Source organism: Aureispira sp. CCB-E, assembly GCF_031326345.1.
In the GTDB taxonomy this organism is placed as follows: domain Bacteria; phylum Bacteroidota; class Bacteroidia; order Chitinophagales; family Saprospiraceae; genus Aureispira.
In genome coordinates, this window is record NZ_CP133671.1 from 1,744,252 (window position 1) to 1,769,070 (window position 24,819).

Consider the following 24,819-nt stretch of genomic DNA (forward strand, 5'->3'; position numbering starts at 1 on the left):
GTGACTTGTTAGTTACTAACTAAAGCCCGCCTAATATCATTAAAGATTTAGGCAGGCTTTGAATTTTTTAAGAGAGCAATTTAAACGATTTGAGAAAAACGTTTGTAAGCATTGGCTAGTTTTATGTCGTATTTATTTTTGGCATAAGCAGGCCCATTGTAACCTTTAGCTAAAGCAGCCCAATTTTTAGACGGACCTTGAACGTGTCTAATTAAGTTGTTATCTTTCAAGAATCCCATTAAACCACCCAATTGATTAATACCAGGTTGGTACATTGCTTCTACAAATGACTCCACATTTGAGTAGCCAGCACTAGCATAATTAAAGCCCATGATTTGGAACTCTCCCCAAGAAGTAGATTTTAGAGCAGCCGTTTTATCAATTTTCTTAGCCAATTCTAGGCGGTCATATTCTCTCTCGTTCCATTTATAGTTTGTTTTTACCCATTTTGGATAAATGATATTCTCGTTGCCTTTTTGGAGAGCAGCAGGATTCTTGCCTGCTTTTTTTAGTTCTCGCCAAAAGATATGCCCTTCAAACAAAATCTTAGGACGTCCATCGGGCAAAAATCCATTCCCCCCAGATTCTACAGCCTGAATTGCTAAGATAACCGCTACCTCAATACCATATTTTTTAGCAACATCATAGATCCCTCCTCTGATACGACCGATGCCTAATAGTGTATTCCATGTTTTGCCATTGGCATCAATGCGGCCATCAGGTTTAGAGCTACCCACAAACTCCTTTTGGAATCGTTTGATAGCACTTACTAGAGGAATATCTACAGTGGTATCCTCTTTTAAGTTGTAATTAAATTTAATCAATAGTTTTCTGACAAGAAGAACATCTTCTGGAAGGTTTGTACCTTTGTGTCCAACAGATTTTTTTATTTTACTGGTAACACTTAATTCTTCTGGAAGTGGAGCATCACCTGTCGTAACAACCATTTTTTCATCATGAGGATTGTCATGAGGAGTTACTTTATTTAATTCTTTCCAAGTAAAACCATTAGGATCAACTCGACCATCAGGATTAGCGACACCTAGTTTAGCTTGAAAAGCTTCAATCGCTTCAATAGTTCCAGGACCAGCATCGCCATCAATATCGAGATGAGCTCCTTTTTCGTGCAATAATTGTTGTACTAATTTCACATCATTAACGTGGTTGTCTCCATTCTTTCCAACAGAGCCTGTTAATGACTTAGCAGAGCCAGAGGTTGTTTGGTCTGGTGGTACGGATTGAGCATTTAACTTTTTCCAAGTAAAACCATTGGGATCAATTCGACCATCAGGTTTTGGGAGACCAATACTTTGTTGAAATTCTTTGATGGCACGGATTGTTTTAAGACCACATTTACCATCTGGTGTTAACTTCAGTAACTGTTGAACGAGGATAACATCGTCCAGTTGATTGGTTCCTTTTTTACCAACTGAAGCTTTAATTTCGGTTGCTTTAGATGCTAGAGCTGTATTGGAATCAGTATCTGTTGTAGTTTCTTCAGAAGGGTTAGAAGTAATTCTCTTACTCAAGTTTTGCCAAGTAATTCCCTTGGGATCAATGCGACCATCTGTTTTTTTGAAACCTAAGCTACGTTGAAATTTTCGTATGGCTAAATTGGTTTTAGGTCCTGCATGTCCATCGGCTTTGATGCCTAATAGTTCTTGTACAAGTTTAACATCATTGTATTCGTTTTTGCCATTTTTACCTACCGAGTTATTAATTGTCTTTCGGGGAGGAGGGGGAGCTGCTTTTTCTAAAACAGGATTCGCTGCAATTAGCTTTTTGGCATAAGGATCATGTTTGGATGTGTCATGGGGGTTGTTGTGAATGGTTAAATACTTTGCAATATCTTTTTGCAATTGACCAAGTTCCTCAATGAAATTCATATTAATAATGGTTTTTATAGTGTGTGTAACAGTAAGTTGGACATAACGGGGATATGCATTGATAGAAAAAATCAAATCAAATTACAATTAATTTTTGAGATATACAAGCAAAAACAATAATGACTAATTAGAAAGAACAACACAATACAAAAAAAAGCCCCTTCAGCAGAGCTGAAAGGGCATATTTTAAATGAATTTCCGAAGAAATCAATTTTACATCATTCCTGGCATTCCACCTGGCATCCCACCTGGCATTCCAGCAGGAGCAGCATTTTCAGAAGGGATATCATTAACAACACACTCTGTCGTTAAAATCAAGCTAGCAATAGAACCTGCATTTTCGATCGCTACACGAGATACTTTAGTAGGATCAATAACACCAGCTTCTTTCAAGTCTTCAAATTTTTCTGTACGAGCATTGAAACCAAAAGAACCTTCTCCTTCACGAACTTTCATGACAACAACAGAACCTTCTAATCCTGCATTGTTAACGATTGTTCTTAGTGGTAATTCTAGAGACATACGTACAATGTTGATACCAGTATTTTCATCATCATTAGCACCACTAAAGCTTTCCAATGTTTTGATGGCACGAACCATCGCAACACCACCACCTGCAACAATACCTTCTTCAACAGCCGCACGAGTAGCATGTAATGCATCGTCTACACGGTCTTTCTTTTCTTTCATCTCTACTTCAGTAGAAGCACCAACATAAAGAACAGCAACACCACCTGACAATTTAGCCAAACGCTCTTGAAGCTTTTCTTTATCGTAATCAGAAGAAGTTGTTTTAATTTGGTTGGTAATCTCTGCAATGCGAGAATCTACTTTTTCTTTTGCACCAATACCATTTACAATAATCGTATTGTCTTTGTCGATTGTGACACGCTCACAGCTTCCTAAGTGCTCCAACTCGACAGCTTCTAAGCTATGTCCTGTTTCTTCTGCAATTAGAGTACCACCTGTTAGGATTGCAATATCTTGAAGCATTGCTTTGCGACGATCACCAAAACCAGGAGCTTTAACAGCAGCTACTTTTAAGCCCAAACGCAAACGGTTAACAACCAATGTGCTCAATGCTTGGCTATCTACATCTTCTGCGATAATCAACAATGGGCGACCTGCTTGATGTGCTTTTTCAAGAACAGGAACAATAGATTGAATGTTAGATATTTTTTTATCGTGAATCAAGATATATGGACTTTCAAATTCTACATCCATTGACTCAGGATTGGTAACAAAGTAAGGAGACAAATAGCCTCTATCGAATTGCATACCAATTACTTTTTCTACATAAGTTTCACGACCTTTTGCCTCTTCTACTGTGATAACACCGTTGATCGTTACAGCTTCCATTGCTTCTGCGATCAATGATCCAATTTCAGCATCACCATTAGCAGAAATAGTAGCTACTTGTTTGATTTTTTCAATATCACTACCAATAATCTCAGAACTTTCTTTTAAGTGCTCGATTACTTTATTGACAGCTTTGTCAATACCACGTTTCAAATCCATTGGGTTGGCACCCGCAGCAACACTTTTTAATCCAGCATTAACAATAGCTTGAGCCAAAACAGTAGCTGTAGTCGTACCGTCTCCTGCCAAATCAGCAGTTTTAGCAGCTACCTCTTTTACCATTTGAGCGCCCATGTTGGCAATAGGATCCTCCAATTCGATTTCTCTAGCAACAGAAACACCATCTTTAGTGATGTGTGGTGCGCCAAAGCTTTTTTGAAGAACAACGTTACGACCTTTAGGTCCCAAAGTTACTTTTACGGCATCTGCAAGAGCATTTACTCCTTCTTGTAATTTGTTGCGAGCGTCTGTGCTGAAGCTAATATTTTTAGCCATTTTTATATGAAGTTTTTTTATTTAAAGAATAATACTTCGTTGATAATTTTGAACTTAAATCAAAATTGTAAAATAAATATCAAATGGATTATCAGTTTTAAGTTTTGGGTGTTAATAATTTAGCTGATAAGCAATTTGATGACGTTATTACGAAGTAATGAAATAATTGAATGTTAAATTATAAAGTGATTCGAGAGGCATTAATCTAGAATCAAAAGGATGTCATCTTCTTTCATAATCAAGAAATCTTCTCCTTGGTGAGAAACCTCTTGACCTGCATATTTGCCATAAAGTACAACATCGTTTACCTTTACAGTCATTGCTCGGTCTTCTTTACCAGGTCCAACAGCTATCACAGTTCCACGTTGTGGCTTTTCTTTAGCAGTATCTGGTATAATGATACCACCTTTAGTTGTTTCTTCTGCTGCTGCAGGTTTTACCAAGACTCTATCATTAATTGGTCTCATAATAAATGTTTTGTTTTATTTAGATTAATAAGATTAAAAGTTATAGCACACTATAATCATGTCTTGTGCCAAGTCTATATTTGTGTCGTTCTGTCATATTTGTGCAGTTTGTTAGACTCGGCTTGTGTTATTTTGACAGGAGAGGCTTGGTTTTTGTCATCAGAATGGAACAAATTGTCATAAAAAGAGTATAAGAATATCTTATCCTATACTCTATAAACTGCTTTGAAAAGAGCAAAACTAGTTCATCATTCTCAATTATAATGAATTGGCTTCTATTCAAAAAAAGTACCTAGAGTATTGACCTAATTAAAAACTAAAAAAAATCATTTTGACTGACGAATTTAAACAAGAGAAAGCAAGCTTATTTGCATTAATTCAATCTGGAGATGAAAACAACGTAGATATTGCTATTCAAATTATGAAAGGCGATGTTGCTTTGCAGCGAGCTTTTGTTCAAGATGCTTATATGATTATAGAACAATCGTGGCATTTGAGAACAATCCAAGGCGTTCTGAGGGCTGCGGAAGATACTCCTGCGGCAAAAGCTACTTTAAAAAAACGCTATGCTTCTTTGCTGCATTTGGTAAGTACATTGACTCATAACAGCAACAAGTTGACAACGCTGGTTTCTGTGGTAGATGCTTTTCAGAGTTATTACTTATACAGACCTTCTGGTTGGCAACCAACCGCAAATGACAAGGAAATTATGGCAACACTTCCTGTTCAAACCTTAAATTTGCGAGATCGTTGCTTTAGTCGTTTACCTGACTGGATGGGTTATTTAACTCAATTAAAAACATTAATCCTCAGTAGAAATGTATTGAAGGTACTGCCCGATTCTATTTGTAATTTGACTCGTTTGGAGCATCTAGATTTACAAGAAAATGTTCTAGAAACATTACCTCAAAATATCGGGAACTTGACGGCTCTAAAAACACTAGAATTGCGGAAGAATAGTTTTCAGGTATTGCCCGATTCTATAGGGCAATTAATAGGCTTAGAGGAATTGAGTTTGGAGTACAATCAATTGACCGCTATCCCAGTTTCAATAGGTCAAATTCAGCGATTGGTAAAACTAGATATTTCGGATAATAATCTTACACATTTACCTGAAGAAATTGGTGCTTTTAGCAATTTGGTTGAATTGGATGCTAGGAATAATCAGTTGGAAAGTTTGCCTTCAAGTTTGCAACAGTTGACCAAACTCGAAATTTTGTGGTTGTCCAACAATCAACTGGCAGATTTGCCGAATTGGGTGAGTGCCTTTAAAAAATTGAGAAAATTGCATCTGTCCAACAATCAACTCAAGCATTTACCTTCGGTAATTACGGCTTTATCCAACCTAAAACGCTTGTATTTGCACAACAATCACCTTACCACATTACCCGATGATATTGGACAATTATCAAGTTTAAATTATATTGATTTAGATGAAAATAATATTCAGTTGTTGCCAGAATCGTTGGGGGACTTGATCGCTCTACGAGAAATACGCTTATTTAATAATCCGATTGAAAAATTACCTACTCGGTTGATCGAATTGCCAAACTTCAAAGAAATTGGACTAGGAGATACGCCTATTGGTCGCCAGTATGGAATTGAAGTTGTGCGTGGTCGAAAAGAAGTCGTAACCTTACTACGACAGGTTTCGGTTGTGTTCTAATAATAGAATAACTTTGTAGCAGCCCACCTAACTATTGAAGAATAGTTTACTCTCGATATGTTGATGGAATTCGTTCAAGAATTCCATCAGCATATGTATGATATAGATTCAACTCATCCAAATGCACATAACCAATATGGCAGCCACAAGTTGCATTGATACAAGATTTAGGAGTTAGGCAATCTCTTATTTCATGTGTATAAATATTTCCTAAGACAGTATCAATAAAATGGCAACTGCGAACATCTCCATTTCCATCTACTGTAAAAGAAGTGCACCCTGCTTGGCAAGATTTTCCTAAACTTTGGTGATGCATAGTATTGTAGCGAAACAGTGGGTCTGTTCTTTCGATTCTAAGAATATCTTCTTCTGTATAATAGTTAGGAATTCGTTTGTAGGCATTAGCCCAAACATAACGATTAGGGTTAATACTCGCTCTCAAGCGTTCCAAAATATCAATATCCTCTTTAAAAGCAACAAAACCAACACTATATTGAATGTTTAAAGCATCTAGTTGTTTGCATTTGTTAACAAATTTTTCTAGGCTAATTTGAGTTGGGTGGAAAGTCGTCCATAAGGCAAAAGAGTCTCTACGAACAGCATCCATCCAATTGGTCGTACAAGATAAATTGGTTTGAATACTTACTTTTTTTACGTGTGGCAAATGACTTAGTTCGGTCATTGCCTCTTGGTAATATTTTCGAATCAAACCTTCTCCCCAAGGAGTAAATAAGATGCTTATTTGTTCCGAACGCCCTTTGACCCACTGGACAAAATTTTGTAAACGTTGCGCATCATCTGCTAGTTCTGCTCTAGTGTTTTTAGTTTTTGCAAATGGGCAGTAGCTGCACCCATAGTTGCAGCTCGATAGGGGACCACGGTATAAAATCGACCAATGATTCATAATAATAATATTTAAGGCAAGAGTTTAGTAAGTAGTCTAATATATATTAAGTAATCGTTCAGAAAAAAATTCTATAAAAATAAGGCTATTTTTTTGCTATAACTTTTTATGCCCACTTACTTAGATAAAAAAGCAGCGTTCGTTTTAATTATATTTTGAACCGAATGTAGGGCTTTTGCTTAAGGTTAAGCCAATTCAAATCCTTGCATCATCGTACAAACTTGATCAGAATACAGCCAAGGACCAATGACATCAGAGAGTTCTAAGCCAGTTTGGTTGAGTTGCAGTTTATGGTTTTCTTTTGGAGCCAAATTAAGCGCATACAATTCCTGTAACTCTGGCAAATCATCCAAGGCATTGGTTCCAAAAAATTGATAGTATGCTGCAAAATCTAAGTGTTGCCCTTCTAAAATGGATTTGATTACATATCGTCGCTGTTGTTCTTCTAAAGAGAGACGAGTGCCATAAAGTACCTTTTGAAAATCTTCTGTTGTTTTTTCGTTGTAATTATGGATAATATTTTTGATCCCTTTTCGTCCAACAGCATATTCCGAGCTATAATGTAACTTTTTGGTGTAAGAACGGGCACCAACTCCCAAACCTACCATGCCATCTTCAGGACTATTGTAAGGAGGAGCGGGCATCGTAGGGGCTTTCGTATTTCTAAAAATACGCATGGTCACTTGTTCGTATCCTTTTGACAATAAAAAATCCCGACCAAAACGATACAAGTTTAAACGGTGATCGTTCCAAGCTTTTTCTTTGAGTCCTAAACCTGTCAGAGGGCGTACATATAAAGGGTATAAGAAAATTTCCTCAGGCTGAAAAGCAATGCTTTGTTCCAGAGAATATTGCCACGAAGAAAGTGTTTGTCCTGCCATCCCGTAAATTAAATCAATATTCATTTCAGGTATTCCCGAATCTTTGATGGTTTGTAGTGCTTGTTGTACTTCAGCCGTTTGTTGTGGGCGACCCAATGCTTTTGTTTCTTCTAGCAAAAAACTTTGAACACCAATACTAGCTCTAGTAGTCCCTTTTTCTTTTAATAAAGCTAATTTTTCGACACTGGCAGTTTTGGGAGACATTTCCACAGAACTAGGAATAGAAAGTAGATCTGCTCCCATGATGTCTTCAAGGATAAAAAACAAACGCTCTAAGTCTGTTGTACTCAAAAAGGTAGGTGTGCCCCCACCAATAGCCAATCGATTAAAATTGGCATCTCCCAAGGCTGCCTTTACTTCTGTAGCTTGGCGTTCTAAGCTTTGTATAAAAGGACTTTCGTGGGTCTCTTTGGGATTGGCAATAGTGAACAAGTTGCAAAAACCACAACGCATTTCACAAAATGGAACGTGCACATACAAAAAAAGTCGCTCTTTGTTTTCTTCACTCCAAACCTCCTTTAAAGAAAGTGGATTCTCAAAAGGTCTATAACTAGATTTGTGAGGGTAGGAATAAGCATAACCTTGAAAAAAATTATCATTTATGATAGATTGTAATTTTGCCATTGTGTGGTATGAATATATAGGTGATAATGTCTAATGAAGTATTATTTTTTTAACAAAACCTCTAAGTAAGGAACAGTCCAAACGTTAGAGTGCCCAATTCGATGCCCTATGTAGCCGTCTTCTCCATAAGTAGTGCCATGATCCGCAGAACAAATGACAAAACTTTGTTGGCGGCGTTTATGGAGTGCGTTCATTAATATTGGTAATTGGCTATCTACATATTCCAAAGCAGCCGCATGACTTTCAATGGTGTCTTGCAAGTTATCATCCAAATAAAAGCAATTGGGCTGATGAATGGCAGAAATATTAATAAATAAGAAAACAGGGCTAACCGTCTGATTAAGCAAGTCAGCTGCTTTTTCAAATTGAACTTGCGTAGAATCCTTGTTGGTTACTCCGAATGATTCTTCCCAATAGCTCTCTTCAAATAAGTCTGGAAAAACATTACTTAATGGAGTTTGTTTGTTGAAAAAGCCAACGCCACCTATGCAAATCGTCTTAAATCCTTTTTGTTGTAGTCCTTTAACAATATTAGGGGCATCAAAGGTGCAAGTCTCTGCAACAGCCGTTTCGCTACCTTCAAATCTTGTTGCAAAGAGACGAGGTTGCTTAGGAGTTTCAATAGGAGTTGGCAAAAAACCAGCAAAAAAGGCATGGTGAGCAGCATAAGTAAAACTTCCTGGCGTATGCCGTTGTTCCCAGCCTTTGGGAGAAAGCCACTTAGAAAAATTAGGCAATTTGCCTTGCACCCAAAGCGTTTGAGCAACATCATAGCGTAGAGTATCTAAAGTTATAAAAACGAGATCACTGTCGGTGATAATTTCGTTCATATTATGCAGCATGCAGGAAAAATTTTAAGATTAAACTTTGGAAATTTATGCCAATGCACATTACTTTACGAGTATTGTACAATTGATTGTTAGTGTACTGTTTTTTAGTAGTAACTAGCAGATAATTAATTGGGTTTACAGAGTATTAAACTCAAGAATATGCTCTATCGTTATATCTGGTTTTATCTTGTATATCCATTCTCTTTTGTGGCTGACCCAAGCCGTTTTGATGCCTACTTTTGCGGCACCCTTTATATCATTAATAGGATCATCACCTACATATAATAGATGTTGCGGTTCCAGTTTCCATTGTTCTAATATTAATTCAAATAACTGTGTATCTGGTTTAGATAAATGATATTGTTGAGCAATGTGAATGGTTTCTGTAGAAAAAATAGAATCTAATTGAGCATTGCGAATTTTTCGGCTTTGATTACTGATGGAGCCATTGGTTAAGATTCCGATTCTATACTGTTGTTTTAACTTGTATAGCAATTCTCTTAAAGCTGGAGTTATTGGTGGCACATAACTGCTGATATTAGCGTGTACATAGTTCCAAAAACTTGTTTCGTCCCAACCTTGAGGCTGGTAATAATGAATGAACCATTCGACGAATTCTTCTCGAGGTGTATATCCAGATTGATCGACATTTTCTATTTCAAAAGCTTCATTATTGAAATAGTAGTTGGGCATGTTTTCATCAAAAAACTGTTGCATACAAGCCAAAAAAGCAGCATTTCGATCAATTAAAGTATTGTCTAGGTCAAAGTATATTGTGCTTATCCCATCAAGCATACTCTTTTTCTTTTATATAGTTTATAGTACTTGTGTAGGTATCCATATTGTTGATCAATACATTGGGTAATAAATCTCCAAATGCATTGGCTTCTAAGATATAACTTTTTTTTAAGGTATTAGAAATCATGACATCCATTCCTGCATAAGTTGTGTTGGGTAAAGTAGCAACCGCTTTCTCTGCTAAATGGCTCATTTGTTGCCATTTATCGAAGCCAATAATGCGCTTGACTTCTTGAATGCTGCCTCTCTGATTGCCCAAATGTAAATTGGTCATAGGAGATTGACTTTGTCGCACTACTACTTGTTTGGTTTTCCCACCGATAACAACCATTCTTAAATCAAAGGTGCCTCCTTCTACAGATGCTTTGGGAATCCATTGTTCAACGAGTATCCCTTCTTTGGCTAAAGTATTGACCAAATAGGCAATTTCTTTAGAGTTGTTGTAGGTGCGAATTTTTAGTGAATTAAATAATTTGGCAGAAGTGGCATTTTGAACCAGCTCTACAGAAGTGATTGCTTGTACTTTACTTCCTTTAATTCTAAAGGCAATGACTCCTGATGCAGAAGAACCATGAATCGGTTTGATAAACACGCTTCTCCATTGTTGTTGTCGCATTTGAGTAAGCAAATCATCATAATTTTTAATATGGTATAAAGCTGGCGCAACAGTAATGTTATGTTCTACAAAATGTTGGTGACAACTTGTTTTATCAAACATCAGTTGAATGCCTTCAATGCTGTTAATTAATTGAACCGTAGGATATAGATCAATTTTTTGTTGCAATTGATTTAGAAAAGTGACAAAACCAAGATGGTGTTGTTTCAAAAACTGTATGCGTCCTTTTTCAAAAGGCAATTGATCAACAGATTCCAAATCAATAGAATCGGCATTTCTTAAATCAGGATGATGGGCACCTAGCTTTAAAAAAGCACAGTGAACCGCCCAATTTTCACCAGGGGATTCAATTCTCAAATAGTTGGTCTGAGCGAGTATAGGATGTAAATCTACCTTTTGTTGTAAAACATCTAAATAAGAGACAACAAAAGGGGCAGTAAAACCTTGGGATTTTACTGCCTCTAAGAAGTATTGACAACGTCTATTTTCAGGATTCCCGATTAGCGTAAATTGCATGTGTATAATGGATCCAATTACTCTGATACAGAAATATAGCGATCGTCCTCGTCTGCGTCAGGTTCCCTTTCTTTTAGGTCTACCTTAATTCCCAAATCTTCTAATTTTTCTGCCCATTCATCCGAAATAAAGTTGTGATGCAAATCTAGTTTTTTTAGGTTTTTGATAGCAGGATTATCCACCAATGCTTCTGCACCTCTATCATCAATTATTCCTCTAGAAAAATCCAATGTCTCAATACGATCTAAAATAGGATCTCCTTTCATGAGTTGAGCCAATTCGTTCGCAATTTCACTATTTCTAAGACCTAGATATTTTAGAGAAGGTAGGTGGTTGGTTTTGCCTTCAGCTCCTCGATAAGCAATTGCAACTTCTTCGGGAGTAGCATTGAAGCCATAATAATCAGAACCTAGCCATAATTCTAAATGTTCTAAAGCCGGCAAATTAGCTTTTGATAACTCAGCATAAACAGATTTGTCTAATCCCCCTGTTTGAATGACTAATTTCTTTAAGTTGGGATGATTGATGTCTCCAAAACTCAAGCCGTTGCCACCACGAACTTGATAAAACTCTAAGTTAGGTAAGGCAGCTAAAAGAGGGCCATGATTACAGTTTTCAATCCAAGAAACTTCATTTTCTTCATAGGTAATGTCTCCTGTAAAGATGCCTTTGATGTGCTGCAATTTATCTTTATTGTCAACCAATAATTGAAGAATAGATTTGGGAGAGTCATCGTGCTCAGGTCCCCAATATCCAATGACAAAGCTGTCTATTTCTCCCAGTTTAGGGTCATTCAAAAAAGCGGTTAGCATATTTTTGACCTCATCTTCTGGACCATCATATTCTGTACGAAAACGATACGCTAAATCTGGATTTTCGATACCTTTTTCTATATCAAAATCCACTACTTTTTTCTTGTTAAAGTAAAATGCATTTCTTGAAAATGTCATGATGTGTTTAATTAGGTGATGAATATATTTTTAGTATGCGTTTAATTTTTGTCAAATGTATCAAAAAAGTTATATTAAGTCAAGTCTTTTAACAAATTATTTACAAAATGAATTTAGCTGTATTCTTATTACTTATAATCGCCCACTTATTTTTAATTTTTTAGTAAAAAAATGTCTTTCATTTGTTTGATAATCATTGTTTTGTGATTAGTTGTGTTTTGGGTATACTGTTGATTATCAACAGTATTGTTAAAGCAGGTTAATAAAAAAATAAGACTTAGTATATTGATGTTCAGAGTGTCAATAGCTCAATGGAATAGGGAATAACTTAAAGAAAAATTAATCGATCAATAAGCTAAATAAAGTTAAAAAATCTCTTTGAATAATTGCTCGCAAATAAGACTAAGTTTTAGTTGTAAACTAAAAAAAAAGTACTTGCCACGAAAATCATATCTCAAAGGGGCATCTTTGTTTTTCAAAAACTAAAATAAACATTTAAATACTTGATTTTTGTAAGTTATAGTTTATATTTGAACAAACCATTTGGAGGTAAAAAACTATGGAAATACGAGAAATTCGACAACATCAATTGCAAAGCTATATAGATTCACCAGAATATAAAGCAGCAAAATATATTGCGATTAGCAAACACAGAGCGCTATCGCATATCCGAAATCCTCGTGTTAAGCCCAATGATTTGGTGTTGGTTTTGATTTATGAGAAAGGTGAAATGGTCGCTTACTTGGGCGTTTTTGCAGATGATTTGCATTTTTCTACAGGTATAGAACATGTAGGCTGGTTGAGTTGTATGTGGGTGAACCCAATCATGAGGGGAAAGGGCATTGCTAAAAAATTAATTCAAACTGTTTTTGAAGCTTGGGATTACAAGATATTGGTGACAGAGTTTACGCCAGCAGCACATGGGTTGTACAATCGAACAGAACAGTTCTTAGATTTGGCAAAGCCTCAAGGAGTACGGGGCTATCTTCGTCTAAATTTAGCCTACCTTCTTCCAAAAAAAGAGCACAAATGGAACAAATGGAAACCTTTTTTGAGTTGTATGGATGGTGTGTTTAATCTGTTTAATGCTTTGCGTTTAAAGTGGTATCAAAATACTACTTTAGCATCTCAAGGAATTTCGTTTGAATATCTATCAGAAATAGATGATGAAGCTTGGGCGTTTATTCAAAAAAATAAAGCCAATGAATTAATGAATCGAAGTCGAACCGATTTGACATGGTTGGTTAAGAACCCTTGGTTGTTATCGTCTAACTTAAAGGATCACAACGCCAAACGGTATCACTTTTCTGCGACAGATAGTTCCTTTGCATTTTTAAACATAAAGGTATATGATCGAGCTTTTAATATGCTTGGTTTTTTGATTGTAAGTATTCGGGGTGGAAATATGAAGATACCTTATGCTTACTTGCTAAATGGCGCAGAGGAACAAGTTTTAAGCGTTGTTTATGAGCACATGTTGGCAGCCAAGTTGGATATGTTAACCGTTTTTCATCCTGCTTTGGTTAAGGCGATTCAAGAAAAGCAATCTCCCTTTTTTAAGAAAAGAACTTTCAAACGACACTATATTATAGGCAAAGTTCTGGGAGAGCAATTGGCGGCAACTCCAGATTTTGTAATTCAAGATGGTGATGCGGATGCTGCTTTTACATAGAAGTTGCTGGTTCCTTATCGAGTAATGTTGTTTTTGCAATATTCTGAACGATTACTTAGCGACCGCTAACTCATGCAACAAACGATCATTATTAATTAATTTCTTTTTTTTGTGGCAAAACGATATAAATTAGAAAAAAGCGGTGTTTGGATTACTCTTTCGACAAAACCTTTTGCAGGAGGAGGAGAGGGGAATTTATACAATATAACAGCGCCCAAAGAATTCAGAAAGTACGTTGCCAAGCTGTACCATCTACACAAACTAACGTCCATACGAGAGGAAAAAATTAATTACTTAGCAACCTATCCCCCAATACAATCCAAAGAGAATGCAGGAGCGCACAATTCGGTTATTTGGGTTAAAGATGCTTTGTACGATAAAAAAAAGTTTGTAGGTTTTATAATGCCCTACACCGAGGGAGAAAAATTAGAAATACTTTGTACTCCTAAGATACCTCGAAAATTGCGGCAAGAGTGGAAGCGTTTTGACTTTAAACAATCGCCCAAAGCTTTGGAAATGCGCTTGAAATTATCCTTTAATATCTGTGCTGCTATTCATCAAGTGCATTCTATAGAACGCTATGTTTTGGTAGATATGAAACCTGATAACATCGTTATTCAAACGAATGGTTTGGTTTCTATTGTGGATACCGATTCGGTAGAGGTAGTAGAGTCAGGCAAAAGTCTGTTTGATGCTCCTGTCGCCACGCCAGAATATACACCCCCTGAGCATTATAAATTATTGGATTATGATGCCACAGAAAGAGAAGCATGGGATCGATTTGGGTTGGGAGTAATTTTATATAAATTGCTTTTTGGGATTCATCCTTTTGCAGCAAGTTCTGGCGCACCTTATGAGCAATTAACAACCTTGCACGACAAAATTAAGCATGGCTTATTTGTCCATCATCCTGCTAAAAAGTCTTCGTTTAAAATCATTCCACCTCCACATAAGGCTTTTTACAAATTAGATCAAAGCTTGCAAGACTTGTTTTTCCGTTGTTTTGTTGATGGGCATGAGAATCCAGAAATGCGTCCTAGTGCAGAGGAGTGGTGCGCTGCTATTTTGTTGTCTTTGGACGATGAAACGGCTTACAAGCGCTATGGGCATATTTTAGGAGGAGGTTTTTATGCTTCCAAACCAAGATTTCCTTTGCCTTCTTCGAGAATCGATGTGCCTGGATATGCAACACCAGCAGCGAAACTAGTGGAGTTGCATAAAAATAATAGATTGCCCAATCCTAAAGTGCGAACTCCTCAGCAACATGAATTGAAAGATTTTCAAGTGCAGAGCCTTAAAAAAGGAGAAAAGATAGCATTTATGATTGCGATTGTAATGATTTCAATTATTACAACTCCTTTTGGAGGGTTTCTATTTTGTCTTTATTTGTTGCATCGAACTAAGAAAAATTTCAAAACGGATGGTGCTTTTCGTCAGGCACAACGCATCAAGGAGAATTTAGCGCAAGTACAACGTAAATACTATCGACAAAACCTGCGATTGCGTCAAAGTCGGAAAAAATTTAAGAAAAGTGTGCGTTGGGTTATTCCTAAGATAGAGCGTTTGGTAGAAGAGGTCAAAACAAAAATAGAGGGTTTAAAAACTTATTTAAAAGAAAAAGATACCCAAGTAAAGGAATTAGAACAAAAAGCATTAGAGCAGTATCATTATTTAAATGAAAAATATGTCTCTAAAGCCAAAGAACATCGTGCCATTGCTCGAGTAGAAGATGGACATTATAATAATTTGGCTAAAATTAGAATCGCTATTCATAATGCGCACAAAAAGGCAGTCGATGAATTGGTGAAGGATCAACCTATTCAAGAGAATCATCCTTTTATGAAAGAAGGAAAAATAGCTGTGGATAATTTGGTAAAGGATAAGAAGTTGAAAATTAGTGATTTGATTGGCGCTAAATTAACGGCTTTGTACAATGAACAAGAGGCAAAAATAAAATTATTGTATCAAGACATTCGGGAAGATACTTTTATTGAAAATCATTGGTCTCGATTGTGGAAAGGCAAACGAAATGTTGCAGAAGGGGTTAAGGACGAATTGAAAGAAGAATTTGAAGAACTTAAGCTATCTTCTATTTTGCAAATTTATAACATCAATTCTAGGACAGGTGAAATAACACTCAAAAATGGTCAGAAATTTAATATTAAATATTTTAGAGATTCTAAATTGATTTTAAATAATTTGAAGCATTGGCATGATGAAACGAAGCATCAGTTGAGCATCTTAGACCAAGAAAAAGCGCTTTTGAAAAAAGAGTACCGACAAAAGGTAAAAGCTTTGGAAGAAAAAAAACGAATAGAGTTAAAAAACTTAGATCGTTTTAAACGGGGTGAGTTAGAAAAAGTGAAAATTGAAACTCAAAAGATCGTGTTGGGACAGCCCTTTGCCAATCTACAAGAGCAATATGAAACGGTTACTGAATATGTGACCGAATTGGAGACAGCTTATGAACAAGAAGAGGAAGAGGTGTTAAAAGATTATAAGGCTTTGTATGAGTCTATTATCAAAGATTGTGAATATAGAGCGGATAAAGTTACTAGAGATATAAAGGATTTGGAAGCTAAATTGCATACTTATAATAAGAAGAGCAAACACCCCAAAGTTCAAAAAGCTTATCGAGAACTAGAGCAGGATTTAAAAGAATTAAAACAAATAATCCCTGAATATAAGACCAAGGCATTTGAGATGAAGAAATATGAGCAGATCACGTTTAAAAATTACTTGCGCAAATTGCTTCGAGAGTAAAATCGCTATACTATATAATAGTAGTTAGCTATCTGTGGTGCTACTTCGTGGTAGCTCCCTACGGTCGTGAGCTCACATCGCTCGGTTCGCTGCTACTGCGTGGTTTGAAAGGGCTAATGTTATCAGTAACTGCCAGAATTACCTGTTTTGCGCTATATTGGCATTTTAGATAGACTGGCATAAAATTGACTGTTGTTAAACTACTATAAACAAAATGGAAACAATTACTGTTAACTTTGGCAAATGGCGTTCAGGTCTGGTAGTTTTTATTAACCTGTTTTATTTAATAATTATCAGTAGTTGGCCCTTTTGGTTGGATGCAAGCATCTTAATCATATCATTACCAATTGGAATTGTATTGTTAATCAATGCTCGAAGGGGATGGCAAGAACTAACGGGAAAAAGACCTGCTCTAATTATTGACAAAAGTGGAATCGTAGATAATATTCATTGGTATAGTCTAGGGCGTGTTACTTGGGATGAGATAGATTCTATTAAAACCAAACGGTTGTTGTTGGTGAAGACAATTGCTATCTTTTTAAAAAATCCTCATGCAGTTGTTCAAAAAGAAAAAAGATTGATAAAGAGAGCTTTTCAGCGCCTCAAAACAATACTACAAGGAACACCTATGGTACTTCAAACCAAAAACTTGGCAATCTCATACAATGAATTGGCTACCTTGTTGAGAGATATTGATTTTGACAAGCCTGATTTTATAGATATGTCCAAGCATTTGATTGATTAGAAGCATGAAAGTATTAAAAATTGCGTTTGATAAAAGAAGGCTGTGGAGCTTAGTTGGTGCATATTGCTTGAATCACCGATTGACAAAACTAGGGCATTTAGAGTTGGTAACTCTTTTGGAAAATTATCAAAATGAAAATGGTTTTTCTAATGATTTTTTAAGGCACTTGCTTGATGAAAATTGATGTAAAATACAAGCTTTAAAAATTAGGAAACCAAAATAAAACCGTATATATTAGAGCAGCCTTGTGCCTACTCTTATACAATTAATAAAACCAAAATAAAACGAACATGTTTAATAAAAGTGAATTTAGAAAGTATGCTGTTAAGCATATGGGAATGACGGGAATGCACGTAGATACATATGCTGAGAAAACAGCACAGCAAGCAATGAATATGGGAATGCCTAACATAACTGGTTTAACACCTTATATCATTGAAGAGCGTCAGTTGAATGTAGCCTCTATGGATGTATTTTCTCGCTTGATGATGGATAGAATTATTTTCTTGGGACAAGGAATTAATGATTACGTAGCTAATATTGTACAAGCTCAATTGTTGTTCTTAGAGTCTACAGATCCTAAGCGTGATATTCAAATTTTTGTTAATAGTCCTGGTGGTTCTGTTATTGCTGGTCAAGGTATTTATGATACAATGCAATACGTTACGCCTGATGTTGGAACTATTTGTACTGGTTTGGCTGCTTCTATGGGAGCGGTATTGCTTTGTGCAGGAGCAGAAGGAAAACGTAGCTGTTTGCCACATAGCCGCGTTATGATTCACCAGCCATTGGGTGGAATGCAAGGGCAAGTGACAGATATGGAAATCTCTTACAAGTTGATCAAAAAACTTCAAAAAGAGTTGTACGATATTTTGGCACATCACACTGGACAACCTTATGATAAAATTCAAGAAGATTGTGAGCGTGACAACTGGATGACTTCTGAAGAAGCAAAAGCCTATGGGCTAGTCGATGAGGTTTTGGCTCGCAAAAAATAAAACTTTGTTGCTCTCTTTTTTTTACATTTTTCATATAAAATGTAAAAAAAAGAACCAAAATAACTTAAGATGATCAGTATACGACCAAGTTGAATGGGTTTTGCTCGTTCAACTTGGTTCTTTTTTAGAATAAATGTATATTTGCAGCTCAATTGAAAATTAGAATGGATTAGACAGATTGTTAAAAAGGTGCAATTGTAAGTCCATCATTACAAGTAGAATAAAACCAATTAAGAATGACGAAGCCAGGAGCAAAATGTTCTTTTTGTCACAAGCCCAAAGACCAAGCACTAATTTTAATTTCGGGTGTAGATGCCTATATTTGTGAATCTTGTGTAGAACAAGCAAAGGCAATCATTGAGGATGAAATTATGCCGTTTGAACAAGATGGAGATTTGGCACAAGTGAATCCTATTGATGGCAAAGACATTACGATGCTGAAGCCAATGCAAATTAAAGAGCGTTTAGACGAGTATGTTATTGGTCAGGACGATAGCAAAAAGATTTTAGCTGTTGCTGTTTATAATCATTATAAACGAATTATGCAGCAAATAGAAGAAAAAGAAGAGGACGATGTAGAGATTGAAAAATCAAATGTAGTAATGGTTGGACGAACAGGAACGGGAAAGACGTTGTTGGCTCGCACCATAGCCCGTTTATTAAACGTTCCTTTTACGATTGTAGATGCTACTGTATTTACAGAGGCTGGTTACGTTGGTGAAGATGTAGAGAGTATGCTGACTCGCCTTTTGCAAGCTTGTGACTATGATGTTGCCGCAGCAGAACGAGGTATTGTGTATATTGACGAAATTGATAAAGTTGCTCGTAAAAATGACAATCCTTCGATTACCAGAGATGTTTCTGGAGAAGGAGTACAACAAGCTTTGCTTAAAATGTTGGAAGGAACCGATATTTTAGTACCGCCACAAGGGGGACGCAAACACCCCGAACAAAAATTAGTAAAAGTAAATACCAAAAATATTCTGTTTATTTGTGGAGGAGCTTTTGCTGGTATCGAAAAACAAATTGCAAAGCGTATTAACACGCAAGTAATTGGATTTAGAGGTAATGCAGAAGAGGAAGTCGATACAGAGAATCTATTGCAATATGTGTCTCATCAAGATTTGAAATCTTTTGGTTTGATCCCAGAATTGTTGGGTCGTATGCCTGTGTTGACACATTTAGATCCTTTGGATAAATCGGCATTGCGTCGAATTTTGACAGAACCTAAAAATGCGTTGATGAAGCAATATAAGCGACTGTTTGATATGGAAGGCATTGATTTGGTGTTCTCGGATGAAGCGTTGGACTTGATTGTCAACAAAACAGTAGAATATAGTTTAGGAGCAAGAGGGTTGCGTTCTATATGCGAGGCAATTATGACGGATGCAATGTTTGAAATGCCTTCTCAAGAAGGAGTGGAGACCTTTGAGATAACAGAGGATTATGCTGCGTCTAAATTAGGGAAAACCAAGTTATCTATCTTAGAACAGGCACTATAAGAATTGATTAAAGCAATCATTTTATAATAGACATCGTCAATGGACGATTTGTATGGCAATAGCTCACTAAAGTATTTAGTGGGCTATTGCTGTTTTACAATAGTTAGCAGCGTAGCTAACTCCTATGTTTTATAGACTAGCTAGAAAGTGGGATTTATTAGGAAATATAGTAGCATGAGACAGTAAATGTAATTTTTTAGACAAAATGTCATTATTTGTTTGTGCTTTTGTGACAAAATGTCTGTTGTTTTTGAGTGGCACACGACTTGAATAGTCTAAGGCGAAGGTTAATGTATCAATACTCATGAAAAATATTTTCGATCAACCTTCTCAAGATTTTTAATGTTAATAACATAGAGCCAACACATTAATAAAATACTTGAAGCAATAACTTTAAAATGAAAATTAGAAAACAATGAATCTAGAAAAATTCACTATAAAGTCTCAGGAAGCTATACAACGAGCACAACAACTTGCTACAGAGTATGAACATCAGGCAATTGAGCCTGCTCACTTGATGAAAGCAATCTTGGAGACTGACGAAAACGTTACGCCTTATGTTTTTAATAAATTAGGGAGTAATCTAAACTTAATTAAGCAAGCAATAGGAAGCGTTATACAATCGTATCCAAAAGTTAGTGGTGGGAACCAGTATTTATCTCGTGGGGCAAGTGAGGTGCTTCAAAAAGCGCATTCATTTCTCAAAGAATTTGGAGATGAATATGTCTCTATAGAGCATATTTTACTGAGTATTTTAAAAACTAAAGATCAAGTATCTCAATTGCTCAAAGATAATGGTGTCACCGAAAAAGGTATGATTGCTGCTATCAAAGATTTGAGAAAAGGAAGCAAGGTAACAACTTCTAGTGCTGAAAATAGTTATAATGCCTTGGGCAAATATGCGATTAATTTGAATGAACGAGCTCGGGGTGGCAAGCTAGATCCAGTCATTGGTCGAGATGAAGAAATTCGTAGAGTTTTGCATATTTTAGCTCGCCGAACCAAAAATAATCCCATTTTAGTTGGGGCACCTGGAGTTGGTAAGACGGCTATTATAGAAGGATTGGCGCATAGAATTGTAGAAGGTGATGTTCCTGAAGATTTGCGCAGCAAAGAAATATATGCACTGGATATGGGAGCTTTGATTGCTGGTGCGAAGTACCAGGGAGAGTTTGAAGAAAGGCTTAAAGCCGTTGTTAACGAGGTAATTAGTGCTGAAGGAGATATCTTTTTATTCATTGATGAAATTCACACACTAATTGGCGCTGGTAAAACTCAGGGGGCTATGGATGCCGCCAATATTTTGAAACCTGCATTGGCACGAGGGGAGTTGAGAGCTATCGGAGCAACTACTTTGGATGAATATCAAAAGTATTTTGAGAAAGATAAAGCACTAGAGCGTCGTTTCCAAATGGTGGTGGTGGATGAGCCTAGCGAGGAAAATGCTATATCAATTCTTCGTGGGTTGAAAGAGCGTTACGAAACGTACCACAAAATCAATATTACGGATGGGGCAATTGTATCGGCGGTTCAGTTATCTAACCGATATATTACCGATCGTCATTTGCCTGATAAGGCGATTGATTTGATTGATGAGGCGGCAGCAAGATTGCGTTTAGAAATGAACTCTATGCCAGAAGAATTGGATGAAGCCGAACGAAAAATTCGCCAATTGGAAATTGAACGAGAGGCGATGAAGAGAGAAAAAGATAAGGAAAAAGTCAAACTCATCAATGAGCAATTGGCAAACTTGGAAGATCAACGTAATCAAATAAAAGCGCAGTGGGAAGCTGAAAAAGAAGTGGTATTGGGTGTCCAAAAGTTGAAGGAGGAAATTGAGGAGCTCAAACTAGCTGGTAGTCGTGCAGAGCGAGAAAGTGATTATGGTAAGGCTGCGGAAATTCGATACGGGCGTATTCCTGAATTGGAACAACAATTGGGAGCTATGAATGAGCAAATGCAAAAAATGCAAGAAAAAGGCAATCTCCTTGTCAAGGAAGAAGTAGATGCAGAAGACATTGCTGCCATTGTAGCAAAATGGACAGGAATCCCTGTGACGAGAATGTTGCAAAGTGAAAAAGAGAAATTAATTCATTTGGAGAAAGAACTGCACCAACGTGTCGTTGGGCAAGATGAAGCGGTAGAGGCTGTGGCTTATGCTATTCGCAGAAGCCGCACAGGATTGTCTAATAAGAATCGCCCAATTGGTTCGTTTCTTTTCCTTGGTACAACAGGGGTCGGAAAAACGGAGTTGGCCAAAGCATTGGCAGAGTATCTATTTGATGATGAAAACCTAATGACGCGTATTGATATGAGTGAATATCAAGAAAGACACTCTGTTAGTCGTCTAGTTGGTGCGCCTCCAGGATATGTAGGTTATGATGAAGGGGGGCAATTGACAGAAGCCGTACGCCGCAAGCCTTATTCTGTTGTTTTGTTGGATGAAATTGAAAAAGCTCATCCCGACGTGTTTAACATCTTGTTGCAGGTGTTGGAAGATGGTCGATTGACAGATAATAAAGGACGGGTTGTCAATTTTAAAAATTCGATTATCATTATGACTTCCAACATTGGATCGGATATTATTCAAGAGAATTTTGAAAAAATGACGGAAGAGAATAAGGAGGAAAACATTGAAAAAACTCAAAATATGGTTTTTGAAGTGTTAAAGCAATCTGTTCGCCCAGAGTTTCTTAACCGAATTGATGAAGTGGTCATGTTCCGACCATTGTCTAGAAAAGATATTCTGACCATCACTAAATTACAATTGAATCATTTGCGAGAATTGATGGTAGAACAAGGAATTCAATTGGACTTTACAGAACATGTAATGGATTGGTTGGCAAAAGAAGGTTTCCATCCCGAATTTGGAGCTCGTCCTCTAAAAAGAGTCATTCAACGTAGGGTATTAAACAAGCTTTCTGATGCTCTTTTGTTAGGAGATATAACGCCCAATAGCAAAGCGATCTTAGATGTATTTGATGGTACGGTTGTTTTTCGTAAGCCTAAAGTTGAGGAAATAGAATACACTGTAGAGTAAAATAAAATTCTATTATAAATAAGAAGTGCGTTCAGTGTCTAAAAGGGACTGGAGGCACTTCTTGCTTGTAACCAATTCGCTTAAATGGGGTGTTTCAAGTGCAATAAGCTGAATAAGAAAGCCCCCCAACCTAAGTAGCAGCCCTGCACAATCCATACAGGATACTTATCTCCAAAAATAAGCATACTAACAACAACGGTTGTTGTAGCAAAGGCAGCATAAACTAGGAATTTTTTCTTGCCAGCTAAGGAGCTATACCAGTTGTATAAAATGGAGGCAACGATAAAAAATGGAACATTTTCAATGATTAAAGCCAAGGCATCGCTAACACTGTCTTTTTCCCAACCTAAATAAGCCATCAAAATAGGTCCCAAAACAATTCCAAAGCCACTTAATGCATAAACAGGAGGCAGTAAGATAAGTGCCAATTTAGATAATGGTTTGAAATTGAGTAAGCTAATCATAACACCTACAGCTGCATATGGAAACAAAACATCAAAATCATGTTTAATCTTGCCTTCGTAAATCAGGTAGCCAATTAATAAAGCGAGTGTGCCACAAACAAGACCAACAACAATAGCATTAACAATGCTATAATGTCGTGTAGGAGAAGTTTCTTTTGCCATGATTTTATAATTGTTTTTGATTATTTATTCCTCAACAACATCTCCAATTTCATTGTCTTCATGTTTAAATTCTTTGAGTTTTGGAAGCTCTTTGATGGACTTAAGACCAAAGTGCTGCATAAACTTTTCGCTGGTAGCATAGAGCAAGGGGCGCCCTACATCAGTAGAACGACCTGTTATGGTAATGAGTTCTTTTTCTAGCAATTTTCGGATAGCATAATCACAGTTTACACCTCTTATCTTTTCCATTTCTCCTCTAGTAATAGGCTGGCGATAAGCGATAACAGAAAGCGTTTCTAAGGCAGATTTACTCAACTTTTTGTTGCTTCTTTGTTGAATGAGTACGCTGAGAGTGTCGTTAAATGCTGGTTTGCTTAGAAATTGATATCCATTGGCAATTTCTATGATACTAAAAGAAAAATTGTTGGTCATGTATTTTTGCTGTAAAGCAGTAATTTTATTTTGCAAGACCGTTTTGTCTAGCTCTTCGTCCAAAACAGATTCCAAGCACTGTTTGATTTCTTTTAAGGACATAGGGCTATCGCTAGCAAAAATCAAGGCTTCTATATGCAATGTTATATTATCCAAAATAAGGTATACTTTTTTCTACTTTTTATTAAAACAATGGAACAAAGCCAAGCAAATAAATGTTAGTTGACTGTTCTATGAAGGCGAAATTAGCAGTTTTATTACCTATTAACAAGTTCACAACAATAAGTTTTTATAGTGGAATAAAAAAAGAGGTCTTATCCTATCTATTAATAATAAAAAAATTGTAAATTTCGGGAGTATGTATTTTGAGACAACAAAAATTGGTTTGGACCTAATTAATCATCTAAATACATTTGTAGACTTTTATTGCAACACTTCTCAACAAAATTACTAGCCATTCATTTTGCGTGCGATAAGAAAACGTTAGCAGTTTTATAAAATAAATGGTGTCTCTAAAGTAGATAAAACTACTAGCGAAGTGTTGTCATTCAATAGTCCGATATTTAATTACTCCGTAAACAAATCAACGGAGTATTAATATTTATTATAATAAAATAAACAAAAATCCAATTAAAATTATGATGTTGAACTACTTTGAAAAAGTAAAAGGCTATCTGTTAGATTTGGGACACGAAATCGTAGATGAAAATGCTCAAGATGGCATGTTGGTGGTGACAGATGAAAGCAAAGGATTAATGAACACAATGTTAGATTGTGAGGGCGAAATTTTAGTAATTGAGCAACATATTATTAACCTAGATTCTAACCAAACAGAAGCTTACAAACGCTTACTTCAAATTAATAGAGAGGTTGTTCATGGAGCATTTGTGTTAAATGAAGATGCAACCAAACTTTTGTTTAGAGATACTTTGCAGTTGGCCAATTTAGACTCTAATGAGTTAGAAGGTTCTCTAAACGCGTTGACCATTGCATTGGTCGAAAATACAGACGAGCTTTTAGGGTGGGCTGCGCATGAGCCAGTAGCTTAA

General features: G+C 36.4%; 20 protein-coding genes. 9 read left to right on the forward strand and 11 right to left on the reverse strand.

Annotated elements, in window-relative coordinates:
• Positions 1-80: 80 nt before the first annotated feature.
• The 3 genes from QP953_RS06720 to groES form a co-directional block, all read right to left on the reverse strand.
• Entirely contained in the window at positions 81-1,886 is a 1,806-nt protein-coding gene (locus QP953_RS06720) for an N-acetylmuramidase domain-containing protein (protein WP_309554399.1), read from the reverse strand.
• Between the two features lie 213 nt (positions 1,887-2,099).
• Positions 2,100-3,740, reverse strand: coding sequence for a chaperonin GroEL (gene groL / locus QP953_RS06725; RefSeq protein ID WP_052592284.1), 1,641 nt, complete (start codon positions 3,738-3,740; stop codon positions 2,100-2,102).
• Positions 3,741-3,940: 200 nt separating this feature from the next.
• Positions 3,941-4,207, reverse strand: a complete 267-nt coding sequence (gene groES / locus QP953_RS06730) for a co-chaperone GroES (protein ID WP_052592286.1) — start codon at positions 4,205-4,207, stop codon at positions 3,941-3,943.
• A gap of 331 nt (positions 4,208-4,538) precedes the next feature.
• Here groES and QP953_RS06735 point away from each other — a divergent pair, with 331 nt between their 5' ends.
• Positions 4,539-5,873, forward strand: a complete 1,335-nt coding sequence (locus QP953_RS06735) for a leucine-rich repeat domain-containing protein (protein ID WP_309554401.1) — start codon at positions 4,539-4,541, stop codon at positions 5,871-5,873.
• A gap of 46 nt (positions 5,874-5,919) precedes the next feature.
• Here QP953_RS06735 and QP953_RS06740 read toward each other — a convergent pair whose 3' ends face one another.
• The 6 genes from QP953_RS06740 to QP953_RS06765 all read right to left on the reverse strand — a co-directional run bounded on the left by QP953_RS06740 (position 5,920) and on the right by QP953_RS06765 (position 11,992).
• Positions 5,920-6,777 (reverse strand): STM4011 family radical SAM protein, encoded by an 858-nt coding sequence (locus QP953_RS06740; RefSeq protein ID WP_309554403.1) that lies wholly within the window; start codon positions 6,775-6,777, stop codon positions 5,920-5,922.
• Positions 6,778-6,962: 185 nt separating this feature from the next.
• Positions 6,963-8,282: an STM4012 family radical SAM protein gene (locus tag QP953_RS06745; protein ID WP_052592293.1), complete on the reverse strand. Its 1,320-nt coding sequence runs from the start codon at positions 8,280-8,282 to the stop codon at positions 6,963-6,965.
• A 41-nt stretch (positions 8,283-8,323) separates the two neighbouring features.
• Positions 8,324-9,124, reverse strand: coding sequence for an STM4013/SEN3800 family hydrolase (locus QP953_RS06750; protein WP_309554405.1), 801 nt, complete (start codon positions 9,122-9,124; stop codon positions 8,324-8,326).
• A gap of 123 nt (positions 9,125-9,247) precedes the next feature.
• Positions 9,248-9,907 carry an HAD family hydrolase gene (locus QP953_RS06755; protein WP_052592297.1) on the reverse strand — a complete coding sequence of 220 codons (660 nt, stop codon included), beginning with the start codon at positions 9,905-9,907 and terminating at the stop codon, positions 9,248-9,250.
• Positions 9,900-11,042, reverse strand: a complete 1,143-nt coding sequence (locus QP953_RS06760; RefSeq protein ID WP_309554406.1) for an STM4014 family protein — start codon at positions 11,040-11,042, stop codon at positions 9,900-9,902. Before QP953_RS06760 ends, QP953_RS06755 begins: the two co-directional genes overlap by 8 nt.
• A gap of 17 nt (positions 11,043-11,059) precedes the next feature.
• Complete coding sequence (locus QP953_RS06765) at positions 11,060-11,992, reverse strand: STM4015 family protein (protein WP_052592300.1); 933 nt, start codon at positions 11,990-11,992, stop codon at positions 11,060-11,062.
• A gap of 559 nt (positions 11,993-12,551) precedes the next feature.
• Here QP953_RS06765 and QP953_RS06770 point away from each other — a divergent pair.
• The 7 genes from QP953_RS06770 to clpB all read left to right on the forward strand — a co-directional run bounded on the left by QP953_RS06770 (position 12,552) and on the right by clpB (position 22,712).
• On the forward strand, positions 12,552-13,664 hold the full coding sequence (locus tag QP953_RS06770) for a GNAT family N-acetyltransferase (RefSeq protein ID WP_309554407.1): 1,113 nt from the start codon (positions 12,552-12,554) through the stop codon (positions 13,662-13,664).
• A 111-nt stretch (positions 13,665-13,775) separates the two neighbouring features.
• Entirely contained in the window at positions 13,776-16,427 is a 2,652-nt protein-coding gene (locus QP953_RS06775; RefSeq protein ID WP_309554408.1) for a protein kinase domain-containing protein, read from the forward strand.
• Positions 16,428-16,641: 214 nt separating this feature from the next.
• The gene (locus tag QP953_RS06780) at positions 16,642-17,172 is read left to right on the forward strand and encodes an STM3941 family protein (protein WP_309554409.1); all 531 of its coding nucleotides are present in this window, start codon (positions 16,642-16,644) and stop codon (positions 17,170-17,172) included.
• 4 nt (positions 17,173-17,176) lie between these two features.
• Complete coding sequence (locus tag QP953_RS06785) at positions 17,177-17,356, forward strand: hypothetical protein (RefSeq protein WP_309554410.1); 180 nt, start codon at positions 17,177-17,179, stop codon at positions 17,354-17,356.
• A gap of 106 nt (positions 17,357-17,462) precedes the next feature.
• Positions 17,463-18,170 carry an ATP-dependent Clp protease proteolytic subunit gene (locus QP953_RS06790; RefSeq protein ID WP_052592309.1) on the forward strand — a complete coding sequence of 236 codons (708 nt, stop codon included), beginning with the start codon at positions 17,463-17,465 and terminating at the stop codon, positions 18,168-18,170.
• Between the two features lie 236 nt (positions 18,171-18,406).
• Entirely contained in the window at positions 18,407-19,672 is a 1,266-nt protein-coding gene (gene clpX, locus QP953_RS06795; protein ID WP_052592310.1) for an ATP-dependent Clp protease ATP-binding subunit ClpX, read from the forward strand.
• Between the two features lie 415 nt (positions 19,673-20,087).
• Positions 20,088-22,712 carry an ATP-dependent chaperone ClpB gene (gene clpB / locus QP953_RS06800; protein WP_309554412.1) on the forward strand — a complete coding sequence of 875 codons (2,625 nt, stop codon included), beginning with the start codon at positions 20,088-20,090 and terminating at the stop codon, positions 22,710-22,712.
• An 80-nt stretch (positions 22,713-22,792) separates the two neighbouring features.
• Here the strand turns inward: clpB and QP953_RS06805 are convergent, their stop codons facing one another.
• Positions 22,793-23,338, reverse strand: coding sequence for a hypothetical protein (locus QP953_RS06805; RefSeq protein WP_309554413.1), 546 nt, complete (start codon positions 23,336-23,338; stop codon positions 22,793-22,795).
• A 24-nt stretch (positions 23,339-23,362) separates the two neighbouring features.
• Positions 23,363-23,926: an SMC-Scp complex subunit ScpB gene (gene scpB / locus QP953_RS06810; protein WP_231512746.1), complete on the reverse strand. Its 564-nt coding sequence runs from the start codon at positions 23,924-23,926 to the stop codon at positions 23,363-23,365.
• Positions 23,927-24,408: 482 nt separating this feature from the next.
• On the opposite strand from scpB, the gene QP953_RS06815 reads away from it, so the two are divergent.
• Positions 24,409-24,819, forward strand: a complete 411-nt coding sequence (locus QP953_RS06815; protein ID WP_231512747.1) for a YbjN domain-containing protein — start codon at positions 24,409-24,411, stop codon at positions 24,817-24,819.

Bases quoted from the DNA above. Each gene is read 5' to 3' on its own strand.
- QP953_RS06720 (WP_309554399.1), bottom strand. From the start codon at position 1,886: ATGAATTTCATTGAGGAACTTGGTCAATTGCAAAAAGATATTGCAAAG.
- groL (WP_052592284.1), bottom strand. From the start codon at position 3,740: ATGGCTAAAAATATTAGCTTCAGCACAGACGCTCGCAACAAATTACAA.
- groES (WP_052592286.1), bottom strand. From the start codon at position 4,207: ATGAGACCAATTAATGATAGAGTCTTGGTAAAACCTGCAGCAGCAGAA.
- QP953_RS06740 (WP_309554403.1), bottom strand. From the start codon at position 6,777: ATGAATCATTGGTCGATTTTATACCGTGGTCCCCTATCGAGCTGCAAC.
- QP953_RS06745 (WP_052592293.1), bottom strand. From the start codon at position 8,282: ATGGCAAAATTACAATCTATCATAAATGATAATTTTTTTCAAGGTTAT.
- QP953_RS06750 (WP_309554405.1), bottom strand. From the start codon at position 9,124: ATGCTGCATAATATGAACGAAATTATCACCGACAGTGATCTCGTTTTT.
- QP953_RS06755 (WP_052592297.1), bottom strand. From the start codon at position 9,907: ATGCTTGATGGGATAAGCACAATATACTTTGACCTAGACAATACTTTA.
- QP953_RS06760 (WP_309554406.1), bottom strand. From the start codon at position 11,042: ATGCAATTTACGCTAATCGGGAATCCTGAAAATAGACGTTGTCAATAC.
- QP953_RS06765 (WP_052592300.1), bottom strand. From the start codon at position 11,992: ATGACATTTTCAAGAAATGCATTTTACTTTAACAAGAAAAAAGTAGTG.
- QP953_RS06770 (WP_309554407.1), top strand. From the start codon at position 12,552: ATGGAAATACGAGAAATTCGACAACATCAATTGCAAAGCTATATAGAT.
- QP953_RS06780 (WP_309554409.1), top strand. From the start codon at position 16,642: ATGGAAACAATTACTGTTAACTTTGGCAAATGGCGTTCAGGTCTGGTA.
- QP953_RS06785 (WP_309554410.1), top strand. From the start codon at position 17,177: ATGAAAGTATTAAAAATTGCGTTTGATAAAAGAAGGCTGTGGAGCTTA.
- QP953_RS06790 (WP_052592309.1), top strand. From the start codon at position 17,463: ATGTTTAATAAAAGTGAATTTAGAAAGTATGCTGTTAAGCATATGGGA.
- clpX (WP_052592310.1), top strand. From the start codon at position 18,407: ATGACGAAGCCAGGAGCAAAATGTTCTTTTTGTCACAAGCCCAAAGAC.
- clpB (WP_309554412.1), top strand. From the start codon at position 20,088: ATGAATCTAGAAAAATTCACTATAAAGTCTCAGGAAGCTATACAACGA.
- QP953_RS06805 (WP_309554413.1), bottom strand. From the start codon at position 23,338: ATGGCAAAAGAAACTTCTCCTACACGACATTATAGCATTGTTAATGCT.
- QP953_RS06815 (WP_231512747.1), top strand. From the start codon at position 24,409: ATGATGTTGAACTACTTTGAAAAAGTAAAAGGCTATCTGTTAGATTTG.